The sequence below is a fragment of the Parabacteroides faecis genome, assembly GCF_014647375.1.
GTDB classification, from domain to species: Bacteria; Bacteroidota; Bacteroidia; order Bacteroidales; family Tannerellaceae; genus Parabacteroides; species Parabacteroides faecis.
This window is the reverse complement of sequence record NZ_BMPB01000006.1, coordinates 184,693-204,879: the sequence shown is the minus strand read 5'-3', so window position 1 is coordinate 204,879 and position 20,187 is coordinate 184,693. Positions and strand designations below refer to the sequence as shown.

Annotated in this window: 9 protein-coding genes; 4 read left to right on the top strand and 5 right to left on the bottom strand. The window is 47.8% G+C overall.

Annotated elements, in window-relative coordinates; genetic code table 11:
• The first annotated feature begins 192 nt into the window (after positions 1 to 192).
• Genes IEY67_RS09960 through IEY67_RS09950 form a run of 3 tightly spaced genes read left to right on the top strand, consistent with a single transcriptional unit; the run spans position 193 to position 5,908 of the window.
• Positions 193 to 1,308, top strand: a complete 1,116-nt coding sequence (locus IEY67_RS09960) for an efflux RND transporter periplasmic adaptor subunit (RefSeq protein ID WP_183668309.1) — start codon at positions 193 to 195, stop codon at positions 1,306 to 1,308.
• Between the two features lie 15 nt (positions 1,309 to 1,323).
• Positions 1,324 to 4,551: an efflux RND transporter permease subunit gene (locus tag IEY67_RS09955; protein ID WP_183668307.1), complete on the top strand. Its 3,228-nt coding sequence runs from the start codon at positions 1,324 to 1,326 to the stop codon at positions 4,549 to 4,551.
• On the top strand, positions 4,541 to 5,908 hold the full coding sequence (locus IEY67_RS09950) for a TolC family protein (protein ID WP_183668305.1): 1,368 nt from the start codon (positions 4,541 to 4,543) through the stop codon (positions 5,906 to 5,908). Before IEY67_RS09955 ends, IEY67_RS09950 begins: the two co-directional genes overlap by 11 nt.
• An 81-nt stretch (positions 5,909 to 5,989) precedes the next feature.
• On the opposite strand, the gene rocF is transcribed toward IEY67_RS09950, so the two are convergent.
• The 5 genes from rocF to IEY67_RS09925 form a co-directional block, all read right to left on the bottom strand.
• Positions 5,990 to 6,886 (bottom strand): arginase, encoded by an 897-nt coding sequence (gene rocF / locus IEY67_RS09945; protein ID WP_183668302.1) that lies wholly within the window; start codon positions 6,884 to 6,886, stop codon positions 5,990 to 5,992.
• A gap of 258 nt (positions 6,887 to 7,144) precedes the next feature.
• Complete coding sequence (gene rocD, locus IEY67_RS09940) at positions 7,145 to 8,353, bottom strand: ornithine--oxo-acid transaminase (protein WP_183668300.1); 1,209 nt, start codon at positions 8,351 to 8,353, stop codon at positions 7,145 to 7,147.
• Between the two features lie 224 nt (positions 8,354 to 8,577).
• Positions 8,578 to 11,400 carry a hypothetical protein gene (locus tag IEY67_RS09935; protein ID WP_183668298.1) on the bottom strand — a complete coding sequence of 941 codons (2,823 nt, stop codon included), beginning with the start codon at positions 11,398 to 11,400 and terminating at the stop codon, positions 8,578 to 8,580.
• A gap of 22 nt (positions 11,401 to 11,422) precedes the next feature.
• A complete protein-coding gene (locus tag IEY67_RS09930; protein WP_183668296.1) occupies positions 11,423 to 14,380 on the bottom strand; it encodes a M26 family metallopeptidase in 2,958 nt (985 codons plus the stop codon).
• Positions 14,381 to 14,734: 354 nt separating this feature from the next.
• Positions 14,735 to 15,970 (bottom strand): MFS transporter, encoded by a 1,236-nt coding sequence (locus IEY67_RS09925; protein ID WP_122354336.1) that lies wholly within the window; start codon positions 15,968 to 15,970, stop codon positions 14,735 to 14,737.
• Between the two features lie 224 nt (positions 15,971 to 16,194).
• Between IEY67_RS09925 and IEY67_RS09920 the strand changes: the two genes are divergently transcribed.
• Entirely contained in the window at positions 16,195 to 20,154 is a 3,960-nt protein-coding gene (locus tag IEY67_RS09920; protein WP_183668295.1) for a hybrid sensor histidine kinase/response regulator transcription factor, read from the top strand.
• Positions 20,155 to 20,187 lie beyond the last annotated feature (33 nt).

Here is a 20,187-nt window from a genome sequence, read left to right as displayed (position 1 = left end):
CAAATTTGGAACAAATATATTCATTTTTCGACCATCGTTGTTTTGTTAAAAAGTCGGACATTTGCACCGGTTATTAGTTAAGGCAGTAAATATCAAAGAGTAGCAAACTATTCTCATTCGAATATCACCCTATTGATGTTTTGATTTTGGAAGAATCCGCTGCCGGGATTTTAAATAAACAATTACGAAAAAATGAAGAAAAATTTATTTGCCCGATGCCTGAGCGGCATCGGGGTAGGGCTTCTTTGCCTTATAGCCAGCTCTTGTAAGGAACAACCGGCTATGCAGGTGAACAATGAGTACAAAGTACTGAAAGTGTCCACAACCGACAAAACCCTGAGCAGTCTTTATTCCGCCACGATACGCGGACGACAGGATATCGACATCTATCCTCAGGTCTCAGGATTTATCACACAGTTATGTGTGGAAGAAGGACAAGCTGTCAGAAAAGGACAGTTGTTGTTCATCATCGACCAGGTCCCTTATCAGGCAGCCCTGCAAACAGCAATTGCCAATGTGGAAGCTGCACAAGCTGCGCTGAACACGGCAAAGCTGACGTTCGACAGTAAAAAAGAACTGCATGCACAAAATGTAGTATCAGCTTTCGACCTGCAAACTGCTGAAAACTCATGGTTAAGTGCCAAAGCACAGTTATCGCAGATGAAAGCACAGGAACTGAGTGCCCGCAACAACCTTTCATATACAGAGGTAAAAAGTCCGTCCAACGGAGTTGTCGGAACACTACCCTACCGTGTCGGAGCGTTGGTCAGCGCCAATTCGCCTAAACCGTTGACAACTGTTTCAGATAATTCGAACATGTATGTCTACTTTTCCCTGACGGAAAATCAACTGTTGGCCCTCACCCGCCAATACGGTTCCAAACAGAAGGCTTTGGAGATGATGCCGGAAGTCGAATTGCAACTGAATGATAAATCCGTTTATCCGGCAAAAGGGAAAGTCGAAACGATCAGTGGAGTTATCGATCGCAACACAGGTACTGTAAGCCTGCGTGCCGTATTCCCGAACGAAGAAGAGATCCTTTACAGCGGCAGTTCCGGAAACATTATCCTGTCAACAGAGAAATCGGGCAGTATCGTGATCCCGCAAACAGCCACATTCGAAATACAGGATAAAGTATACGTTTATAAAGTCATAGATGGCAAAGCTACATCGGCTCAGGTCAATATCACCCGTGTAAACGGAGGCCAGGAATATATCGTGAACGAAGGTCTGAAAGCCGGTGACGTGATAGTCGCCGAAGGTGTAGGTTTGCTGCGCGAAGGAACTCCGATCCAGGTTAAACAATAATAGGAAGAACGGAATATGAAATTAAGAACCTTTATAGAACGCCCGGTACTATCAGCCGTTATCTCTATCGTGATAGTATTTATGGGTATCATCGGGTTGACCAGTCTGCCCGTCGAACAATATCCCGATATTGCCCCGCCTACCGTTATGGTGAGTACAACCTACTTCGGTGCCAGTGCAGAAACCCTTCAAAAGAGTGTGATCGCCCCGCTGGAAGAGGCCATCAACGGTGTAGAAGACATGACCTACATGACATCTACGGCAACCAATGCAGGAACTGTATCCATCATGGTCTACTTCAAACAAGGTACCGATCCGGATATGGCAACCGTAAACGTACAGAACCGTGTGTCCAAAGCCACCGGTCAGTTACCCGCAGAAGTAACCCAAGTGGGGGTCACTACTACCAAACGTCAGACCAGTATGTTGCAGATCTTCTCGATTTACAGTCCTGACGATTCATACGACGAAGGCTTTCTTGCCAACTACCTGAGCATTAACCTGAAGCCGGAAATCCTCCGTATCTCAGGTGTCGGCGAACTGATGGTAATGGGGGGAGATTACAGTATGCGTGTCTGGATGAAACCGGATGTGATGGCGCAATATAACCTGATCCCTTCGGATGTGACCGCCGTACTGGCCGAACAGAATATAGAATCGGCAACCGGTGCATTCGGTGAGAACTCTACAGAGACCTACCAATATACGATGAAGTACAAAGGCCGTTTAATACAGCCGGAAGAATTCGGGGATATCGTGATCCGTTCGACCGAAGACGGTGAAGTACTGAAACTGAAAGATATAGCAGAAATAGAACTGGGACGTGAAAACTACTCTTACATCGGTGAACTGACCGGTCATGTCGGCGTTTCCTGTATGGTATTCCAGACAGCCGGCTCCAACGCGACCGAGGTAAACCAGCAAATCGACGCTTTCCTCGACGAAGCACGTAAAGACCTGCCGAAAGGAGTTGAGATCGTACAGATGATGAGCTCGAACGACTTCCTGTTCGCCTCCATCCACGAGGTGATAAAGACATTAATCGAAGCGATCTTACTGGTTATCCTGGTGGTATACATATTCCTGCAGGATATCCGTTCAACCCTGATCCCGCTGGTAGGTATCATCGTGTCGTTGATCGGTACATTCGCATTCATGTCGATTGCCGGATTCAGTATCAACCTGATTACTTTGTTTGCACTCGTTCTCGTGATCGGTACGGTGGTCGATGACGCCATCGTCGTCGTCGAGGCGGTACAGGCCCGGTTCGACGTCGGGTATAAATCTTCGTACATGGCAAGTATGGATGCCATGAACGGGATCAGTGCCGCCATTATCTCTTCTTCACTGGTGTTTATGGCCGTGTTTATTCCGGTATCGTTCATGAGCGGAACTTCAGGTACATTCTATACACAGTTCGGTCTGACAATGGCAGTTGCCGTAGGTATCTCAGCGATCAATGCATTGACTCTGAGTCCGGCATTATGCGCACTGATACTGAAACCGTATATCAATGAAGACGGTACGCAAAAGAATAACTTTGCCTCCCGCTTCCGTAAAGCGTTCAATACTGCTTTCGATGCTCTAATTGCCAAATACAAGAAGGGTGTACTCTTCTTTATCAAACGCAAATGGCTGATGTGGTCGATGTTGGCTTGCTCGGTTGTCCTGTTGTTCTTCCTGATGAAAACGACGAAGACCAGTCTGGTGCCGGATGAAGACCAGGGTGTATTGTTCGTCAACGTAACAACGGCCGCCGGTAACTCACTGGCAACGACCAACGACGTGATGACCAATATCGAGAACCGTATCAAAGACCTACCGCAGATCAAGGATTATAACAAAGTATCCGGTTACGGACTGATCTCCGGACAAGGAAACTCATTCGGTATGTTCATCATCAAACTGAAACCGTGGGATGAACGTACAGATAAGGAAGACCACGTACAATCGGTTATCAACCAGGTGTACGGACGGACTGCCGACATCAAGGATGCAAACATCTTCGCCATGTCGCCAGGTATGATCCCCGGTTACGGTATGGGGAATGCACTGGAAATGTATATGCAGGATAAAAAGGGAGGCGATCTGACTGATTTCTTCAATACGACACAACAATATCTGGGGGCCTTGCGCGAACGTCCGGAAATTGCAGCCGCCTATTCAACCTTCTCTATCAACTACCCGCAGTGGGAAGTGACGGTAGATGCAGCTAAATGTAAGCGTGCCGGTATCACTCCGGATGCCGTGCTGAGCACTTTGTCAGGTTATTACGGAGGACAATATGTATCGAACTTCAACCGCTTCTCGAAAGTGTATAAGGTGATGATACAGGCTTCTCCTGATTATCGTCTGGATGAATCTTCACTGGATAATACTTTTGTACGTATGGCAAACGGCGAAATGGCTCCGTTAAGCCAGTTTGTAAACCTGACAAAGGTATACGGTGCCGAATCGTTGAGCCGTTTCAATATGTACAACTCGATCGGGGTTAATGCGATGCCAGCGCCAGGATATAGTTCCGGTGATGCTATCAATGCCGTAAAAGAAGTAGCGGCAACCAGCCTGCCGAAAGGGTATGGTTACGACTTTGCCGGTATCACCCGCGAAGAGAACCAGGAAAGCAATACGACAGCCGTGATCTTCGTCATCTGTATCCTGATGATCTACCTGATCCTGAGTGCGCTTTACGAAAGCTTCCTGATCCCGTTTGCCGTGATCCTTTCCGTACCGTTCGGTCTGATGGGTAGCTTCCTGTTCGCCAAGATCATGGGGCTGGAAAACAACATTTATCTGCAAACCGGGTTGATCATGCTGATCGGTCTGTTGGCTAAAACAGCTATCCTATTGACTGAATATGCAGCCGAACGGCGTGCCGCCGGTATGAGCCTGACATCTGCCGCACTGTCTGCCGCCAAAGTACGTCTGCGTCCGATCCTGATGACGGCGTTGACCATGATCTTCGGTCTGCTTCCGTTGGTAGTAGCGACAGGTGTCGGTGCAAACGGTAACAGCTCATTGGGTACAGGTGCCGTAGGCGGTATGTTGATCGGAACACTGGCACTGCTGTTCGTCGTGCCTTCCCTGTTCATCGTATTCCAGTATCTGCAGGAAAAAGTGCGCCCGATACAGTTCGAGCCGACTCACGACTGGCAGATCCAGGAAGAAGTGGTAGAAGTAACCGCCGAGCGGAAAGACTATCTCGAAAGTAAAAAGAAAGGAAATCAAGCAGATGAAAAATAATATCATTCTATTATCCGTCGCCACCCTCTCGTTACTGAGTGGGTGCGGCATCTATACATCCTACAAACCGGAGACCTCCGTTCCTGACAACCTGTTCAGGGACGAGGCGATGGCTACGGATACGACCAGCATCGGCAGTCTCGACTGGCGGGAACTCTTCACAGACCCGCAATTGCAGACGTTGATCGAAAAAGGACTGGAGAATAACACCGACATGCGCACCGCCCATTTGCGGGTACAGGAAGCCGAAGCAGCCCTGATGACTTCGCGTCTGGCTTACCTTCCGGCACTGAATCTGAATCCGCAGGGAACGATCAGCAGCTTCGACGGTTCGAAAGCCGCCAAAAGTTATCAGTTGGCGGTAGCTGCCAGTTGGGAAATCGATATATTCGGGAGACTCACCAATGCAAAAAGAAGTGCACAGGCAGCTCTCGAACAGACTAAATCATACAAACAGGCCGTCCGGACACAGCTAATAGCCACTGTAGCCAATTCCTATTACACTTTATTATTGCTCGACAAACAACTTGTCATCAGTGAACGGACGGCCTTTCTTTGGAAAGAGAACATACAGGCAATGCGTGCATTAAAAAAAGCAGGTCTGGCAGATGAAGCCGCCGTTTCCCAGTCGGAAGCGAACAGCCTGAGTGTGGAAGCCTCCCTCCTGACCTTACGCCAGCAGATCAACGAGATGGAAAACAGCCTCTCCAACCTGCTCGGAGAAGTGCCTCACCGGATGGAACGGGGAGAACTGGATCGACAGGAATTTCCCCAGACACTATCCGCCGGCGTTCCGCTCTCCCTGTTAAGCAACCGTCCGGATGTACGGCAGGCAGAATATTCGTTGGCACAGGCATTCTATGCAACAAACGGAGCACGCAGTGCTTTCTATCCGAACATCACCCTCAGCGGTGTTGCCGGATGGACTAATAACGGAACGGGGATCATCACTAACCCGGGCGGCTGGCTGTTGCAAGCGATAGGCTCGCTGACACAACCGTTATTCAACAAAGGTGCCAACATCGCCCAGTTGAAAATAGCCAAGGCACAACAGGAAGAGGCCTCCCTGGCTTTCCAGCAGAGCCTATTGAATGCCGGAAGCGAAGTAAACAACGCCTTGACACAATGGCAGACGGCACGCGGACGTATCCAACTGGCTGGCCAGCAGATTACGGCTTTACAAAAGGCCGTAAAAAGTACCCGGTTACTGATGCAACACGGAAACACCACTTACCTGGAGGTACTGACTGCCCAGCAAGGCCTGTTGCAGGCGGAACTCTCGCAGGTAGCCGACCGTTTCGATGAGATACAAGGTGTTATTAACCTCTATCACGCATTAGGCGGAGGACAAGAATAAGTATTACAGATAGACACAGAAAAGAAAGGGGGATGTCGTGATGATATCCCCCTTCTTGTTTCCTGGATCTCGGATGCCACTCTAAATCCTTGCTGTTATATAATCGATAATATCCAGGCAGAGATTGGTTGTCAGGTCATTCGTATCTAATTCGGGATTGAGTTCCACCAGGTCCATCGACTTCACCAGATTCGTTGAAAGGATATGATCGACAAAGTCTTTAAACTCATCCGGCAAAAGTCCTTCACTCACCCGTGTTCCTGTTCCCGGAGCAAACCGCGGATCGATACTGTCCACATCGATACTGAAATGAACATTACGTATTTTTCTTTCCTTCAGCTTCCGCTTAATATCTTCGGCCACAAAACCGATTCCCTTCAGATGGATCGTATCCATGGTGTAAACACTCAGACGCTCCCGTTCGATCAGTACCTGTTCGCCTTCATCCAGGCTGCGGGTTCCTACCAGAAAGACATTTTGCGGATTCACTTTATTTCCGGGGGCATAGATATTGACAAGTTCTTCACTTCCCATCCCCATCAGGGCACTCAACGGCATTCCGTGGATATTCCCGCTGGGAGATGTTTCATTTGTGTTGATATCGCCATGCGCATCGAGCCAGATAATCCCGAAATCATCAAAAGATTTCCCTACACCGGAAGCACTTCCCAGCCCAAGTGAATGATCGCCACCGATAACAAGCGGGAACGCCCCGCCACGCAAGGTATCATACACCAGCTCCGCCAGATTATTATTCACCTCGACAATAGCGTCCAGATACTTCATGCTTTTGCCCCGGGCAAATTTATCCGTTTCCGAAACGGGAGGGACATATAGATTCCCAAGGTCGAAGGCACGATGCCCGTTCTGCCGTATCACCTTCATCAATCCCCGTTCGCGCAGATGATTCGGGGCACGCTCTACGCCTTCCCGATCGCAACCCAGATTCAAAGGAACTCCTATTACGTTTATTTTCATACTATACTATTTTAATTATGAACCTATAAGAGACAGTCTCTCTTGTTACTGTCCCGGCATGTCACCGCATAGACAAAGGTCAGTCACTTACTACGCAATATATAGCAGTCCTATGTGCCATGTATTGCCCTTACTGTGGCAAGACCTTGCCATGCTATTGGCAAAACTTTGCCACAGTGATGGCAAAAGTCTGTCACTGGCATGGCAGACAGGCCGGACTATATGTGCCATATGCTTCACTACCGGAACCTACGATCCCTAGAACAGTTCAAAAGTTTCCTTTATTATACCGATTGCTTCCATCATCTGTTCATGGGTAATGACCAGCGGTGGTGTGAAACGAATGATATGATCATGTGTCGGTTTGGCTATCAAACCGTTTTCTTTCAGTGCCAGACAGATATCCCAGGCCACCTTTCCTCCGCGAGGTTCGGTAACGACGGCATTCAGCAATCCTTTTCCACGTACCTGCCTGATCATCGGATTATCTATCTTCTGCATTTCGCTGCGGAACAATTCACCCATCTCATAAGCATTCTCCGAGAGATGTTCATCGCGTACCACTTCAAGGGCAGCTATTCCGACAGCGGCAGCCAACGGGTTTCCTCCATACGTGGAACCATGTTCGCCCGGAGCGATCGTCAACATAATCTCGTCGCTCGCCAATACGGCGGAAACAGGAGTGACACCACCGGAGAGGGCTTTCCCCAGGATCAGTATATCGGGATGAATATTCTCATAATCGCAGGCAAGCAGTTTACCGGTACGTCCGATACCGGTCTGTATCTCGTCGGCAATGAACAGCACATGATGGGCATGGCATAAGTCGTAACAAGTGCGGAGATAACCTTCGTCGGGAACAACCACGCCTGCTTCCCCCTGGATAGGTTCCAACAGGAAGCCGACCACGTCGGGGTCTTTCAGGGCTTCTTCCAACTCTCCTACATTATTATATTGTACTTTGATGAAACCGGGTGTATAAGGCCCGAAGTCCGCATACGAACTGGGATCCGTGCTCATGGAGATGATCGTGATGGTACGTCCGTGGAAATTCTCGCTGCATACGATAATCTTCGCCTTTTCCGGTGCAATGCCTTTGATACGATACCCCCAGCGACGCGCCAGTTTCAAGGCTGTCTCTACCGCTTCGGCTCCGGTATTCATAGGCAGTAATTTATCGTAGCCGAAGAACTTACAGGCAAACTCCATATACTCGCCCAATACGTCCGAATGGAAAGCGCGCGATACCAGTGTCAGCTTCTGCGCCTGATCCGTCAGTGCTTTAATGATTTTAGGATGGCAATGCCCCTGGCTCAGGGCGGAATAACCGGACAGGAAATCAAAATAACGTTTGCCTTCCACGTCCCACACAAATACGCCTGCTCCTTTTTCGAGAACGACAGGCAGGGGATGATAGTTGTGTGCACCAAACTTCCCCTCACGGGTGATGTAATCTTCCGGTCTCATACTATTTCAAATTTAATTGTTTTGTCAGACCGTAAGTGTTTCATACAGCCATTGTCCCAAAGGTAGTGATTTGAGTGACAGTATGTCACGGAAAGGGATATGTTAAGAAACACACTACGGATGATATAGTTGCCCCGCAGGTACCTGGAGAGATACTAAATATTGTAGGGCTACAAAGGATTTGCCACGGTTGAAGTGACAGTTTTGTAGCCCTACGAAGTTTTTTACCTGAAACTGTAATACAAATTATTGTACGGCAGCGGCACGATGGGGCTTTGGAAACTCCATGCCCTGGTATTATCGAAGTCGAAAGGACTTTCGGTATCCGTGTAAGTCGACTTACGGGCCAGGTCGTCGGCGAAACAGTATCCGATCCGCGATCCGTGGGAACCTTTATTGTCTACCAGGAAGAAAAGCCCCTGGTTTGCTACAGCAGCACCGCTTTTGAAAGGATCCTGGTTCATAGTCCCGATAGAAATGATACGACGCGGTTTGACATCGTCCAAACCGTCGAGAGCCGTGTCCGCCACACCATAACCGGAGGCTGCACCGGCAGAGAAACAGTTGTGAAGTCGGAGATGGTCGCCCTGGAAGGCAATGATACCATAGCCGTTTTCCCCGGCATTGATGTCTCCAAAGTTACAGCATTGAGATATTTCGATGCAGTTATCCATGCGGTCGGTCAGGATACCGACGGTCGTGACGGCTGTTGAACAGACGACGATGGCTGCCGTAGCCGCCCCGCCTGTAAAGATTGCTCCCGCTACCGCCAGGACGCAGTTGACGGCAGCAATCGCGATTTCACGATTCTGTTCCATTTTGGCAACCTGTTCGCTGATATCCGCCAGGCGGCTGTGCACGGCATCACCATAAAGGTCGTCACCCTCGCCTTCCAAACTCCGGGAGAAGGCTTTCGAGTTTTCGTAGACCAGTCCGGGGAGTACCTCCGAACCTGCCAAAGGTCCTCTGGTAGTAGGCAGGGCAGCGGCGACTTTGGCGTGCATGCCAGCTATCATTTCTTCGTTACGCACATCGAGTTTACGGTTATACAGATCGTCCCACATACTTATGTCCTGCATCAGGGGTGGGGTGGCGATGGCGCTGATCAGATCCAGGGTATTAGAAGCGATCTTCACGACCTTCTTGCCGCCTTTGAAGAGGGCTTTCAGGCTGGATACATTCTTAGGCGGGGTTCGTAGAGCCTTCATCAGCTTGAAAGTTCCCTTTCCGGTGGAAACAACGATGGAAGCAAAGTCGCGTTTGGTAAACGACTTGGTTTCGCCGGAATGGGCAATGATCCCTGCCACGTACACGGCACCTCTCACGGAGGCATAATTGGTACAGAAGTTGATCATGCCGGTCGTACCACCCAGTGTCAGGATACCTGCCGCCATCCCGTGGGAGGCGGTTACGGGACCGAGATTCGAGCTGTTGGTCACAATGTAATAGGCGGCACGGGCCAGTAATCCACCGGCAAATTTGTTGGCATCAACCGCACCGTTGTTGTAACTGTTGTTAATAACGACCGTAGGCGTATACCCAGCCAAGCCACCTGCAAAATCGCCTGTTGCCTCGACAGAACCTTCGTTATAGCAATCGGTCATCATCGCTTGGGCTTCTCCGGCGATACCGCCGGAGTTGTCGGTTCCGAGAATGGCTCCGTAATTGTGCGCGGAGGTGATGATAAGGTCGTTGTAGCTGCCGTCGCTTTTGCTGATTACGGTGCTGCCTACGATTCCGCCTGTTCCTTCGTAACCGTTTATGCGGCCTTCGTTTTGCACGACTGCAAGGGTGGAAGTGCCCAACCCTCCGGCAATGCCTCCGGTTCCGAGAGCCGACCGGTGGGTGGCGCTGACGTTACCTTTATTCAGGCAGTTGGTGATGTTGGCGGTTTCGATACCGCCAATCAGTCCGCCTGTACAACGACTACCGGCTGCAACGACCGGCGACTGGTTCACGCAACTGTCCATAATGGCGGTGGCATTGATGGTTCCTCCACCTACCAGTCCACCAACAAACGAGCCGTCGGAACGGTTGCCTACCGGCAGATTTTCGTTCACACAGCGGTGCATGACCAATACAGCTTGCGCATCGACTCCACCGACCAGGCCACCGACGAAACTGATACCGTATATTTCGCTGGCAGAAGAAGACGTTTTCCGTACGCGGCAATTATCCAGATAAGTCGGAGTTTCCACTTCTCCCGAGGTTCCCAGCACGGCACCGACCAGGCTGCCTGTCGAGTTTGCACCGATCGAGACAGGGTCTACCATCGTGACATTGCGGAAAGTAGCACCGCAGGCATAGCCGAACAACCCCGAAGCATGTACCTCGCTCCCGACCTTCTGCTCTTTCGAGTCGAGGGTACGGATGGCACAATAGGAAATAGTATGTCCTCCCCCGTCATAACAGCCTTTGAACGGGAAAGCCTGTTGGTGGGCGATGGGACGGAAACCTTTATTGTAGGAGCCGACCATATTGATATCGGCTGTTTGCAGGAAGTATTTGCCTTCGAACGAGTTATTACCGTCTTCAATAAGCTTACGCATGACATCGAAACCTGTCGACGAAGCGATGCGGTAAGGATCATCGGCTGTTCCGGTACCGAAATAACCTGCCAGCTTATCGAAAGTGGAAGGCGAAACGGCATTGGAGCGGGTTGAAACATCGAGAGCACAACCAACATTGGCTTCGCTGAAGATTTCTTCGCTCGTCTTATGAATAATAGAAGCCAGAATATAGCGGCCAACACGGAGCCGAGAGTCGAGATAGAAGACTGATTTTCCATTCTCTACCGAATGGATGGCCTTAACAGCCAATGGGGTATCCCTGTTGTAGATAAGGCGGAAACTTATCTCACCCGTAGGAATCTGACTGCTGAGATCGGCAACCAGTTCAATACGTCGCTCCTGCCCGTAGTCTTCCCCTCCGGGCACAGGTGTTTGATTTTCGTCATCCTTACAGCCTGTCAGCATCAGGAAAGATGTTGCCAGAAGGAACAGGAGAAAGCGGCTGAAACAAAATGTATGATTTTTCTGTATTCTCATAATATCTATGTATAAAATGTATTTATTGGGATAATGGATTGGGATAACCGGAAGCTATCTTATTATTCTTCAACGTAGGAGCCCCTAGCCCATCAGTACCGAACGTCCAGATGTCGGTAGAATAGCCGGAATAAGTACCCTTCTGACGCATCTGAGTGGCGTTTTTCGATACAGATCCGCTCTTTTTCATATCGCCGTTGGAGGCGGTGTCGAGGTAATAGCAGTTCTGGCAATCCACGTTTTTGTCGTCTTCGCCGCCGATAATACCCCAACCAGTGGTGCCTACATTATAGCAGTTCTTGATCCGAAGGTCTTTCTTACTTTTGTTTTCTTTCTGTCCGACGATACCGGCCAGAAGCGTCTTGCCCGATACCCAGGGCACTTCTCCCATATTGAAGCTGTTTTCCACAGTCGTTCCATCAAAGGCACGGCCGAGGATACCGCCCACTGCACTGTTTGCATCGACCTTACCGACATTGAAGCATTGATCGATATAGACGTTTTCTTCTTGTTGACCGAAGATGCCTCCTGCAGCGGAAACATTCCTGCCGGATATATCGGCATAGTTGGCACAACGAGAAATCCGGATCTCATATCCCAGTTCTTCACGTAATCCGCCGATACCACCGAAACCGTCTACATTGCTGGTTGCCGTAGAGGTTAGGTTGACAAAGTTCTTACAATCCTCAATCAGGACACTCTTGTTTTTATTGTTTTCCAACCGTCCAACAATGCCGCCGACAGCTCCGCCGGCTGCAGTAATACTGCCGGTCAACTGGGTAATCCCGCTGAGTTTGATCTGCCCAACGTTATCCGTATTGGTTTCCGCACGCATAAAACCGATCGCTCCGCCTACGCAAGTACCGCTTGTACTTGAAGAAGTAATCACAATCTTACACGTATTAGTGCCGTTGATCACTCCGGTTACTCCAGTTGCATTTCGCAACCTCATATAACCACTTATACCACCGACATACGAACGAGCATATATATTTGCATGAACGGCAGGTTGTTTGTTTATGATGTATGACTTGGAACCGACTTCCATTTCAAGGCTTCCGATTACACCGCCTACATAATATTCACCTGTGATTTTCATAGAACCTCCTTCATGGCTGACACGGCTGTTCTCACCAAAGTTAAGCTGACTGTTGCTGTATCCGACCAGACCTCCGAGATAATAATTCGTACTTGTCACCGATCCGTCATTGATCATATGTATTTCGCATTGACTATCCATTTTATCCACATCACCGATAATACCTCCCACCGCTCTCACGCCTACGATAGTAGCTTCATTAGTCCAGGTACCTTTACATGCAAGAGCCGTTCCCCAACCCACAATTCCGCCACAGTGGTAGCCTGTCGCATTAATGGATCCACGGTTGGTGAAAATGGCATCGGTATTCATATTTTCCAGACGACCGGCTACCCCACCACTATAGTCATGGGCTTTGATATGAGCGTAAGAGGTATAAGAGGCCGAAGCACGGGCTTCCAGATATTTACTGTGTCCGACCAGTCCGCCGACATAGTCGTTTCCGGTCAGGGTAGCGGTTGTCCCCGACTCACGCATAAATATATTCTCTCCTTCCAGAGTGAGGGAACCGCCACCGGCAAAACCACCCACATAATTGCGACCTATAATACCGATTGAGAAAGGAGTTACCAACGGTTGAGAAAGAAAGACTTCCCAGGGAAAGGCATATGAATTGTAACTCATCGTTGCGCCGACCCGGCAACCGGCAAAGGTGCCCCCAGCCATTCCGGTGATCCCTCCTGTATAGTCATAACCTTCAATAGAACCACCTACGTAGCAATTGGTAAACGAACCTCCGGCTCCGGTAATGCCTCCTACATTCTTGCCCTTAGGAGCTGTAACCAGTCCGGTAAGGATACAGTTCTTAATCTCGGAAGAGGTGGTAAACCCAATCAATCCGCCTATATTGGATGCTGATTTATCGGATTTTACTTTTACAGCAAGACTGGAAACACAGTTTGTAACCGTGACATCGCCCGAACCTACCAGTCCGCCAATATTGGAAACTCCATCTATAAAGCCGGTCAAACTTATATTTTCAAGCTGTGCTCCTTCTTCCGAATAGCAAGCAACCGCTCCTATATAGTCTTTTCCATTTAAAGCAACAGAGGTAAACTCGATATCATGCACATGGGCTCGCGATCCTAATTTATAGAAGAGCCCTGCATAATCTTCCGTAGAACTGCTGGATAGCAAGTCGATTGCATTCCCATTACCGTCTATCATGCCGTTAAAGGAGGTGGAACTTCCGTTGATATTATGTCTTCCGGCAGGTTGCCACCCCTTATCGGTGGTTATTTCAGGCATTTGGAAATTGATATTCGCTGTAAGTTCGAAACATTTGTCTGCTAAATCATTGCCGACACTCAATTCGCTACATATAATATCATAAAAGTCTTTTCCGCAGGCAATAGCAATAGGGTCTGCCGCACTCCCCACCCCTATACGGTCGGCCTCCAGGTTGAAGCTCGAACGGAAAACGATATTGTCCGGGTCTTCGACCGACAGGCGGGCACCCAGGTAAACGGTATCCTGTATGCCTGCCTCCGCAGTCACCTCAGCCGCTTTCACGGCCAGGTCTTTCTTCGGGAAAGTAATATAGTTCAAGTGATACATCTGGTGGGGAAGTTCGCTCAGTATCGGGTCTTCCGCTTCGATGATCAAGGAGTCAGCCGTAGCTGAGAGGAAGGTGTTGACTGGATAAGTAATCCGGTCGTCTACTCCTTTTATATGAATACGGCAGTTAATTTTAGAGAACAGTATTTCGAGCCGTCCCAGGCGCGGAAGTTTCACAGTAAGCTGGCGTATTCCAAATTCCTGTCCGGGTATGCTATTCTCCGGGGGAATAATTATCTCTTCTTTGTCGTCGCTGCAAGCCAGGAAGATTGCCTGAAAAAGGAATAACACCAAAGCTGCAAAAATTGGTTTGAAAGTGTTCATAAGCATTCACATTATTAAGTTTAACTGATATATTCATAATCGCATCTTAACAGACAAGCAGTTTTACTCCGGCTGCTATACCCGGTCGTCGAGACTGACTTCTTCAAGTACTGAACGAAATAATTAAATTCTGATAAGTAAAGGTATGTAAAGAGGTGTGAGAATACTTAAAATAGCGATAGACAATTGAATAGACAATTACTTAAAACGAAGGAGAAAAGCGGATAAACAAAGGATGCAAAAAGAGCCTGCCGGAGGAAGAATAGCTTATTAAAATAAAAAAGGGACACCGTCGCGTCCCCTTTTTTTCATGTTTGGCGTGATATATATATAGTCTTGAGAATTAAATGCGTATTATTTATCTGATGTTTTAAGGCTTACCGGCTTGAACAGGAACATGAACAAAAGCAACAGTACCAGTGTACAAGCCGATGAAATAGCGAACAATACCGGCCAGTCACATTTATCGCCATCACGGAACATTCCAATCAACCAGCCGTTCCATAACGTTCCGATCAGGAAACCGATTCCCCATACCAGGAAGAAAAGCAAACCTTGTGCCTGTGCCTTCATATCCTTTGGCGCTACATTATCCGTATAGACCTGTCCGCCTACATAGAACAGACCGAATATCAGACCGTGAACGATAATACCGATATAATAGAACCACTGTTGCCCTGTTTCAGCCCCGAAGAAAAAAGCTCCGTAACGGACCAGCATGGCTGCCATACCGAAGATCAGCGTATTCTTGATACCCGATTTGATCAGGATCGTCGTGGTAACGATCAGAAAGAGCATTTCGGCCAACTGTCCGAAGTTCATCGTCACCGTGATATTCCGCACCTGTTCGTCCGCCAGAATCATGGAACCATATACATGATAAAGTGTAAAGGGAATGATCGACAGGAAGGTCAGGATCATAAACACCCGGTAGTTCTTATCTTTCATCAATGAGAAAGCGGAGAATCCCGTAATATCCATTACCGATATCTTTGAACTCTTTGCCACCGACGGAGGAGTATGCGGAAGCGTCAGGTTGGCAAAAGCGGCAATAAAACAAACACCAGCACCACAGTACATCGGTAAGTTCGTGTCATCGAACGCTTCCATTCCTAATAAATGAATAGCTACCAGGCTGAATATTCCTGAAGCAACCCACCCTACCGAACCGAACATACGGATACGCGGGAACTGTTCAGAAGGAGCGTGGCTCATCGCGATCGTACTTGTCAGACTCTGTGTCGGCATGTGACAAAGCATCGCCATTACGACAAAGAACATAAGAGGAGGAAAATCTTGCTGCTGAGCAGCCAGCAGCAAGAAAACTCCCGTTAATATATTCAAAACTGCCAATATCTTTTCTGCGGCAAAATATCGGTCGGCAATCGCTCCGATAAACGAAGAGGCCATTGCTCCGATAGCCATTGCACTTAATACTAAGGAAACCTGATACACCTCCAACTTTAGTGTGTGTGAGAGATAAGCTGCCAGCGGCACCCACCAGACTGCGCTTAACATATACTGTAAAAACATCATCAGACAGAGCTGAATCTTCGTTCCTATTCCTGTATTAGAATGTTGTGTATTCATGATAGTAATCAAAAAGGTTTCTTATAGCATTTTCAAATCGTTGATCAAAAGTACTCCCTTATGCAAAATATATCTGTTCGTTCCGGTTGCATTAATTCCCGTATTTATCTCATTCTGTGGTATTCTCACCTGGTCTGACACAATTTTAAAAATCCATGACACGATAAATGAAAACTGGTAATACAATTTTATATATCTTGCAGTGTCAAACAACAAACTTATTTATGAGACATCCGAAGTTGATCTTATCTATACTTTTCCTATTCTGTTCTCTCTGCCTTTTTGCCGAAGAAAGCAACTATCTATTCCGTCATTACCAGGTGGAAAACGGATTAAGCGACAACATGGTGACTTGTTGCGTGCAGGATAAAAGCGGCTATATATGGATCGGTACGCGCGACGGACTGAACCGGTTCGACGGATATACATTTAAAGTATTCCGCAACGACCCTGACGATGCGGAATCGCTCGGCAATAACTGGATCACGCATCTCGGTTGCGACCATGACGGCAACTTATGGGTAGGCACACTTTCCGGATTATATCAATATAATGAAACAAAAGAATCATTCCTGCACGTTCCTTTCACTAAAAACAAAGGGGTTGAACTCTTCCAGTTCGACAAAAACAACCAGTTATGGTTGCTGATGGACGGAACATTGATACAGTATAATGTTTCTGACGGGCAATTCCGGATTTTCGCCGGTAATAACGGACAAATTTATACCTCTTTCTGTATCATGGCAGATAATTCCATCTGGCTGGGTGATTCGGAAGGTTTTATTTCACAACTGAACCCGGAGGACGGAAATCTCGAATCGCATGACCTGTTCACCCATTCGCCGGAAACCACTTCCCGGAAATTATCCATGCTGTATGCCTCACCTTCTTCTCCGACCATATATGTCGCGTTTGAACACGACGATGTAAAAATATTCAATGTACTTTCAAAAACCTACGAAGATCTGAATATCCAGGAGAAAAACCAGTTAACGATCCTGATCAACTGCTTCCTCGAAAAAGACAAGAAAGAACTTTGGATCGGGACCGATTCAGGACTGTTCATCTATGACCTGGAGGCCGGGACCTGCAAACGCATCCGGCAAGACCCGCTGGACCCGTATGCACTATCCAGCCATTTCGTCTCCGCCCTGTTTGAAGACCGCGAAGAAGGTGTCTGGATCTGTTTTCACCAGAACGGAGTGAACTACTACTCCCCTTTCCGCCCCTTCAATGTATATTATCCCTGGAACGAAACTCATTCGTTGAAAGGGGAAGTGATACGCGATATCTGTACAGATATTTACGGAAATATATGGGTAGGTACGGAAGACGCCGGGATCAATTGCCTGGAAAAGAAAACGGGCACATTCACCAATTACCAGCCAATACCCGGTGTAAAAAGTCTTTCCCATACCAATATCCGCGGATTGGCAGCTTCGGGAGATAATCTGTGGATCGGACATGTGATACACGGCATCGACCTGATGGATATACGAACACGAAAAGTCATCAAACACTATGACCTGTTGAAAGATGCACAAACAGTAAAGAATAGTACAGTACGGTGTATCAAGGTTTTACGGGAAGGAGAAGTTTTGGTAGGGACAGAAGACGGCATCTTCCGCTACGACTATCTGAACGACCGCTTTGTTTATGCCCCCCAGTTTCCTCCGTTCGCTGTCAACTGCCTGTATGAAGACCGTTCCGGAAAAATATGGCTCGGTATGTTCAACCGCAGCTATTATTTCAATACAACAAGTAACACAGGCATGTATCTCCAATATGACAAGCTTAATACCCAACGCCATAATTCAGTCAACGATGCCTGCGAAGATAAAGCCGGGAACATGTGGTTCGCAACGGTGGAAGGTATTATCAAATATGATTTTCAGACCGGAGAATCGCTTCATTACACAGTTAAGAACGGTATGCCCAGCAACGTGGCTTTCCGTATTTTACCGGATGACAACAACTGTCTATGGATCAGCACGGCAAATGGTTTGGTTTGCCTCAACACACAGACAGAAGAGATCATGACCTATACCGAGGCACACGGCTTAGTCACCCGCCAGTTCAACTACAACTCGGCTTTTAAGGATGAAGACGGTACACTCTATTTCGGTTCCATAAAAGGTTTTATCCATTTCAAGCCGACCGATATACGTCCGGCAGCCGAAAAGATGGACGTCCGTATCAGTTCGCTGGAAATACAGAACGGGATGGGCGGACGAAAAATCATTAACAGTTCTTCGGTTTCCGAAGTCCGGGATATCACACTAAATCACGACCAATCATCTTTCAACATCAACTTTTCCGCCCTCAACTTCATCGCCCCCGGTTCCATCCAATATGCTTACCGGATGGTGAATCTCGACAGGGACTGGATAGCATTGGGTGAACGTAACATCGTCTACTTCACCGACCTGCATCCCGGTGAATATACTTTTGAAGTAAGGGCTGCCAACCTATCCAATAGCTGGGGACACGAAATCACCCGCCTGCATATCAATGTTCTTCCTCCCTGGTGGGTTTCCAATACGGCTTATGTCATTTATGCCATCCTGATCATGATGATCATCGTGTATCTGATCTTTTACTGGAGAAGAAAAGAAAGAAGAAAGATGACGTACAAAATGCAAATATTCGAAAACAACAAGGAGAAAGAGCTTTATCAGGCAAAGATCGACTTCTTCATTAATATCGCACATGAAATACGCACCCCGCTAACCCTGATCAAAAACCCGTTGGAGCGTTTATTGAAATCGGACAAGATCGGAGAAAAAGAGAATAACTCACTGCTACTGATGGATAAGAATGTCTCCCGCCTGTTATCCCTGGTAAACCAGTTATTGGATTTCAGGAAAACAGAAATAGAAGGATACCGTCTTAATTTTGTCCGCACGGAAGTCGTTTCTCTCTTATCCGAAACGGCCAAACGTTTTCAGGATATGGCGACCGAAAACAACCTGTTGCTGAACCTGGATCTATCCGTACAGGAATTATATGTTTTTGTCGACCGCGAGGCACTCACCAAGATCATGAGTAACCTGTTTTCGAATGCCGTCAAATATGCAGCAAAAAGTATCGTGGTACGCCTGCACCTGTCTACCGACTACGAAACATTCATGATCGATTTTATCAATGACGGAGTACCGGTACCAACGGAAATGAGGAATAAAATATTCGAGCCTTTCTACCGTATCAAAGGGAATGAGGATAAACCGGGAACCGGACTCGGGCTTCCGCTGGCACGTTCATTGGCGGAAATGCATCATGGAACACTGGCACTGATCGACTTTTCAAACAACCAGACAATGTTCCGCATAACCTTACCTGTCAAGCAAACCGGAGCAGTGAAAACAACGGAAGAAGAGCCTCAGCAACAAACCTCCGTACCCAAAATATCCTATATCAGGGAAGAAGGCCGTCCAACCATCCTGATCGTCGAAGATAACAAAGAAATGAGTGCCTTTATTGCTGACGAAGTAAATGAAAACTATAATGTCCTGCTGGCAGCCAACGGCTCGGAAGCACTGGATTTACTCAAAGAGCAAAGCGTACAACTGATTATAAGCGACGTTATGATGCCCGTCATGGATGGCTTCACCTTATTACAACATGTAAAGAGTGACATCGAATTCAGCCATATCCCTGTCATCCTGCTAACGGCAAAGAATACCATGCAATCACGCCTGGAAGGACTGGAACTCGGAGCCGATGCCTATATAGACAAACCATTCTCCACCAGCTTGCTGATGGTTCAAATATCGAACCTGATATCGAACCGGGATAATATCCGGAAGTTCTACTTCAACTCTCCGATCGCCAATATGAAATCGATGGCCTACACAAAGGCCGATGAGAATTTCCTTGAAAAACTGAACGAGATCATCAACGAAAATATCGGAAATTCCGATCTGGACGTGAACATGATCGCCGACCTGATGCACCTGAGCCGTCCGACACTATACCGTAAGATACGTGCCATCTCTGACCTCACCCCGAACGACCTGATCAAGATCAGCCGTCTGAAGAAAGCCGCAGAACTTCTGCTGCAAGGAAATATGAAGATTTATGAGATTTCGGAAGCGGTAGGTTTCAGTTCTCAATCTTATTTCTGGTCAGCCTTTATCAAACAATTCGGCATGAGTCCGTCTAAATATGCCAAAGAAAACAGATAGATAACCTGCACAAAAAAAGGGTAGTCTCAACAG